The sequence below is a fragment of the Dankookia rubra genome (assembly GCF_004355005.1).
Classification (GTDB): Bacteria; Pseudomonadota; Alphaproteobacteria; order Acetobacterales; family Acetobacteraceae; genus Paracraurococcus; species Paracraurococcus ruber_A.
In genome coordinates, this window is record NZ_SMSJ01000184.1 from 1 (window position 1) to 4862 (window position 4862).

General features: G+C 62.1%; 4 protein-coding genes and 1 pseudogene. 3 read left to right on the top strand and 2 right to left on the bottom strand.

Translation table 11 applies throughout. The features are described from left to right. Positions 1 to 101, top strand: a pseudogene (locus E2C06_RS35325) (IS5-like element ISMex42 family transposase); the annotation flags it as partial. A gap of 519 nt (positions 102 to 620) precedes the next feature. Continuing rightward, positions 621 to 1523 (top strand): replication protein RepA, encoded by a 903-nt coding sequence (locus E2C06_RS35330; RefSeq protein ID WP_241671615.1) that lies wholly within the window; start codon positions 621 to 623, stop codon positions 1521 to 1523. Positions 1524 to 1742: 219 nt separating this feature from the next. On the opposite strand, the gene E2C06_RS35335 is transcribed toward E2C06_RS35330, so the two are convergent. Beyond that, positions 1743 to 2450, bottom strand: coding sequence for a hypothetical protein (locus tag E2C06_RS35335; RefSeq protein ID WP_133293217.1), 708 nt, complete (start codon positions 2448 to 2450; stop codon positions 1743 to 1745). Continuing rightward, positions 2447 to 3097 (bottom strand): ParA family protein, encoded by a 651-nt coding sequence (locus E2C06_RS35340; protein ID WP_133293218.1) that lies wholly within the window; start codon positions 3095 to 3097, stop codon positions 2447 to 2449. Before E2C06_RS35340 ends, E2C06_RS35335 begins: the two co-directional genes overlap by 4 nt. 610 nt (positions 3098 to 3707) lie before the next feature. Between E2C06_RS35340 and E2C06_RS35345 the strand changes: the two genes are divergently transcribed. Then, entirely contained in the window at positions 3708 to 4448 is a 741-nt protein-coding gene (locus E2C06_RS35345; RefSeq protein ID WP_133293219.1) for a DUF6675 family protein, read from the top strand. Positions 4449 to 4862: the final 414 nt, after the last annotated feature.

Sequence of the window (4862 nt, forward strand, 5' to 3'; positions counted from 1 at the left end):
TGAAAGAGTGGCGAGCCGTCGCTACCCGCTACGAAAAGACCGCCGCATCCTTCCTCGGCGTGCTCTGCCTCGCCGCCACCGCAGATTGGCTCAGGCGCTAACGGGGCCTAGCACCGCGGCAGCCTTTCTAGCTGATTGCAGCTTGCGGTAATGCCGGCTTCTCGCAAGCGAGTGTCATACCCTATCCAGCGCGACCACGTCCGAAAGTCTACCAGCCCCAACCTGAGCTGGCTAACGGCCCGATGGCGTAATGTCTGACAGAACCGCGTCGGCGACACAACCACTGGGTTTTACTGGGAAGCGGTAGGGATGCCCCTTGGAGTCGCGGGCGGCACAATCGTATCGCTCATCCACTGCCTGACTGATATTTACTGGGAGCAGGCTGGGATGTTGTGGGCGATCAACTCGATACACCCCTAAAGGAATCAAATGCGTAGCGAGATACCCACTGGGGTTTAGGGGTGCACTCTATAAGAATCCCAAATACTTCTTTGCAATCACCACAAAATCCCAGCACGACGACAGCGCCGGGAGAAGGCAAAGTGTCGATGGCTCGGGAAGGGGGCAGGCCGGTGGGAACCGTCCATCAGCTGCTACTAGAGTTTGGCAGGGAAAGAGCATTGAAGGCCGACATCGACCGTCGTGTGGTCGAGGCGGCAGCGGGCTTTCTCGCGTCCGAGGACAACGAGATCGGCTTCCTCTACTCCGGCTGGGCACAGGCGGCCCTTCCGCACCGCAGGCTCAAGGATGATGAGCCGTGGCAAGTGGAAACCGACCGCGTCACCCTGCTCGTGCAGCCCGGTATGCGCCCTGGCAAGCCTCCCGTAAGTATCGGCGTCCCTTACGGTTCCCGTGCCCGCCTGATCCTGCTCTACCTGCAATCTGAAGCCCTACGTACCGGCTCGCGGGACATCAGCCTCGGTCGCTCCCTGCACGCTTGGTTACGCCGACTCGGCATTCCTATTGGCGGGCGTTCCATGCAAGACGTGCGCGACCAAGCCGAACGGATCAGCCGGTGCCGCATGTCCTTCCAGATCGTGCAAGGCAACCGCTCGGGTTTGGTAAACCAATCGATCCTCGACACAGCCATGTTCGTCGAGGACGACAGCGGGCAGCAAAGTGGCCAATTTATTGAGACCGCTACTCTATCCCAGATGTTTTTTGATCAATTAAAGCGCCACCCGGTGCCAATCGTCGAATCTGCCGTCAAAGAAATTGCCAATAATTCCCTAGCGCTCGATGTGTATTGCTGGCTAGCCTATCGGCTTCATGTCTTGAAGAATCCGACACCTATCAGTTGGTCAGCTTTGAAAGAGCAATTCGGGCAGGGTTTTGGGAGACTTGATCACTTCCGCCGTCAGTTTCGTCACACCCTCACTATGGCGCTGTCGGTGTACCCGGAAGCCAAGATAGAGGATCAGGCTCGGGGTATCCTACTATATCCCAGTCCCGCGCCGGTAGCGCCGAAGACGCTCCGGCTGGTGACGAGGGCAGTCAAGCCCAAGCGGCTGCCCGCCCCCTAAACTCTAGCGATCCCACAAAATCCCAGCTTTACCGAAGCGATGCCGTCAGGAGATGGGTTCGTCTCCTGTGTTCGGTCCGCAAAGCAACCTATCCTATTCACCGCAGGCTGATAGTCAGGCCTAGCTGCTGCTGGCGTGCCTTGGGCGCTTGGCTGCAGCTAAGCTATCTGCACCTCGAAGTGGATCATTTCGATTGAGCGTGAGGTGGTGTAGTGCCTCTTAATGCGCGTCACTCCTATCGGGATCAGCATCGAGTATTCGGGCGATCTCAATCTTCCGGGCCTCGATCCCTGCTATCTCCTCTCTCAGGCGTTCAAGCCGGGCATCGAGCCGCCGGGCCTCGGCCCGGAGTGCCCCGACATCGACCTGCGAGAGATTCGGCGCCGCGAGTTGCTTCCGAAATGCAATGAGAGCCGACCTGCTGGTAGTTGGGCTGATGAGGCCGCGAGAGCGTGCCGCTTCCAGTTCGTGTGGTTCGAGGAGAGCGGCTTGATAAGCGGCCGAGTAGGAGGCCGGGCAGGCGTCCTCAGGTAAGCGACCATCGTCGATGGCGAGGGCCACGGCCCGGAACTGGCTGGCGATGCTCTCCGAAACGGGAAAGAGCTGCTCAAAGCCCGTCTTAAGCGCTTGCCGCTCCGCCCTTGTGCGCATCATGCGATCGAGGCGGTTCAGGCTTCGGCCGATCTCTATGAACGACCGCTTCGCATTACCCCATGAGTGTTCGACCTCATGCCGGGTTTCGATGACTGCCCTGACCATCACCTCGTCATTGAGCAAATCGGTTCCCGCGAACACGTCGCGAATGGTCGTCAGCACGTCCTCGGAGACGGCGACGAGACGCTCCAATTCGACCGGACGAGTGTCGGCGGGCGGCGCTTCGTCAGTATCGAGAGCAGCCAGCAACCGCTTAGAAGCGCGGGCGCTCACAGACCAGTCTCGCGCGCCACGAAGCTCCACAAGCCGTCGAAGGTCTCGCGGCTGGTTGCCTTGCTCAGGTCTGCCACGCCAAGACCCTTGCCGGCCGCGAAGTGGATTTCCTCAAGGTGCGGGATCTCCAGCGGGCAGAGCGGGCCGACCGCGAGGAGCTTGGTCTGGATCGTCGAGTAGCTCTTGGTCCGTCGGTTAGCCCGGTTCAGCACGAAAATGCCGCGTGCACTGGCACCGAGAAGCTTCCGCATCCACGGCGCGGTGCTGTCCACGTCATCCTGCATGGGCTGACAAGGCACGAGCACAATGGTCGCTACGTCGCTCAGGCTCGCGATAGCAGGTGTGTTCTGCTCGACGCTTGGCGGGGTGTCAATCACGATTAGGTCTGGATTCTCGGCTTGCGCTTTCTTGAGTGCTTCGCGCCAGCTTGAGAGCGGCGCAGCGAATACCGGGATCAGCGGGAGGCCCGGAATGGCAACCCGGGCCCGCTCGCGCCGCTCGGACCAAGTTTTCAGGGTAGACTGCTGGTCAAGGTCGATGCCAACGACTCGCTTTCCTGCCTGCACGGCGGAAGCAAGTATATTGCGGCTCAACGACGATTTGCCGACGCCACCCTTTGGTGACGACAGCAGAACTATGACCGACATATGACCCCCCCCCCCTCATTCCCTGCTCGGATCATCGCTGCAAACAATACGGAATGCTAGAGGCTTTAACGCCGTAAAATGTTTCTTATTCGTTCCTAAAAGGTAGGGGCGACGAGACCTCGACTTGACTTCTCCGCCCATGGAGTGGAGGCGCGAGGTCAGAGTGTCATGCGGCTAAGCGCATGGCGATCCCTTCCATGCTGGCATGCGCTTCGACCCGGGTGCGATAACCCGCCCTCCGGAATATTATGGGAAGAATATATGACCCTAGCAACGCCCATGGGCTCGCCTTGCCGGCCTGCCGGCCTGCCGGGGAGCATGGGACGAGAATTCGTCAAGCTGCCTCTTAGCGCGAGGCAAAGGAATGATGCCGCGCGGACCGAAACAGGAAGGGTGGCAGGCCCGGCGAAAGTGCCGGTCCAGGCGCGCCATCCAGTGCGCTGAGTTCAGGCCACAGTCAGATTGTCGTCCGCGATCTCAGGAGCCTCATAGCCTTTTCGGGAGCCGAGCGATCCCGCCAAGCGGCACTGCGCCGCAGTGGTAGAGTGGTCCCTGCGGTGCGAGACGGGAGGCACAAGGCGTGGACAGGGCGGTCGCTCGGAGGGTCGCCATGGCCCTCTTCATGGCAAGGCCGCTAGGTGCGCTCGCCCAAGCTGCTGATGGTCCGCGGCCACCGTGTGGGACCACGCCGCAGCCCTCCTATGCCCCGCCCGGTGTGGCTCCGGCCATAGAAGTCTGGCACGCCCCGGAGTGGACTGCATCCGCATGCACCGGCTGGGCCTCGCCGCATCCCATCCTGCTGGTGACGCTCGCTGGCAGCTTCCGCTACGAGGGCGGAGCCCCTGACCTCCTGGCGAGATTTGGTCGGATCTCGAGCTTGCGCGGCATCCGGTACTGGTCCGTCGGCGACCGCGGCTGGCGCACCCTGGTCACCGGCGCCGCCGCGCTCGATGGGCCGGTAACCCGGCGGCGCCGCACCGACTTTGCAGTTGCAGAAATGGCCCGCGGCGTGGACCTCTACTTCGCGCAGGAGGACAGCCGCTCGTCCAGCGAAGTCATCTACCGGATGCGGGTGCTGGAGAGCGAGCCGGATCGGGTGGCGATCGCAGTCGAGAACACCACCTCGGTGCGGTTCCTCCTTGTACCCCTGTTTGCGCCTGGCGACCTGCGGTGCACCTCCTACCTCGAGCGGCTGTCGCCCGGGGTGTGGGGCTATTACGCGCTCTGGGGCATTCGGGCCGGGGCGCAGACCTCCGGGCACGAAGCGTCGTCGGTAAACCGCGCCCTGGCATTCTACCGCCACGTTGCCGGCGTTCCGACCGATCAGGAACCGCCAGTCGCACGCCGCTAAGCCCCGCCTCTGTTGCAGCCATAGGAGCTTTCCACCGCTCCTGGCGCCTGACCTAACACGCGTTCTCGGCGCTTCTCGCGGCCCGAGACGCAGGCTGGGCTGGCCGACTAGGCAGGTTAGAAGCGGGGGAGGCAGCATGGACTGCCGCTAGGTGGGTTAGTGTCTAGCCCGCCCCGCAGCACAGCATGCCGTAATCGTATCAACCTGGGATATTCACCGTAGGGCGAGGGCTGCTCACCGCCGCCGCTGGTCGGCATGGCGTGGTTACCGGCACCGCCCCCGAGCGCGCCGACAAGACCAGCTCTGTCAACGGCGGAGGAATATTGGAGCGCCCGGCGGAGTAAAATTGGGGCAGCCGGTAGCCACCGCTTGAGCTTGGTGACCGCTACTGGGTTGCGGTTGGTTTCGGATGGG